Annotated in this window: 1 protein-coding gene; it reads left to right on the top strand. The window is 40.7% G+C overall.

What is annotated here, in order from left to right:
- Positions 1-825: ABC transporter substrate-binding protein (locus ACFIKY_RS09085; protein ID WP_375661742.1), on the top strand; the 825-nt coding region annotated here is incomplete at both ends.

Here is an 825-nt window from a genome sequence, read left to right on the forward strand (position 1 = left end):
TGCAACAGCTTTGCTTGATCGTAAGACGATCATGAAACACGAAAAAAATGGTGATTTGGGAAATCAGTATTTGAAAACTCATGCTGCTTGCGTTGGTCCTTATCAGTTAAAAAGTTGGCGCCCTGGAGAAGCGATTTTATTGCGTGCAAGCTCTCATTATTGGGGACAAGAACCTAAACTAAAACAGATTTTAATTCGCCATGTTGCGGAGCCTGGAACACAACGCTTGTTGTTGCAAAAACATGATATTGATGTTGCTCGTAATTTGACACCTGAAGATCTTGCAGATCTGCAAAAAACAACAGATGTTAAAATCAAAGAAGTGTTAGAACCATCCATGATGTATTGGGGATTCAATACGACGAATCCCATTTTTGCTAAGGAAAAAGTACGTTTGGCGATGCGTTATCTTATAGATTATGAAGGTCTTGGCAAGAAGCTTCTCAAAGGGATTGGTATTCCACGGGCAAGTTTTATTCCTCTTGGCAATTTTGGGGCTTTAGATGAAAAAGAAGGGCAACCCTTTAAGCTTGATATTCAAAAAGCCAAGCAGCTTTTAGCAGAGGCCGGTTATCCGAACGGATTTGAGGCAAATTTTCTCGTATCAAATGCTCCTTATACTTTGTTACTTGCTCAGTCACTCCAAGATAGTGCTGCGCAGGCGGGGGTGCGTCTTAAAATTGAGCGATTGGCAGGTACACAGTTGTTTTCCAAACTTTATGCCCGAGCTTTTGATACAATTTTTGTTGGATGGAATAATGATTCTGCGGATCCTCATACAATGGCTTCACGTCTTGTTTATAATCCAGATAATCGGTTTGAGGC

Origin of the sequence: Bartonella sp. CR127HXZ, from assembly GCF_042194555.1 — a bacterium.
GTDB lineage: Bacteria > Pseudomonadota > Alphaproteobacteria > Rhizobiales > Rhizobiaceae > Bartonella > Bartonella grahamii.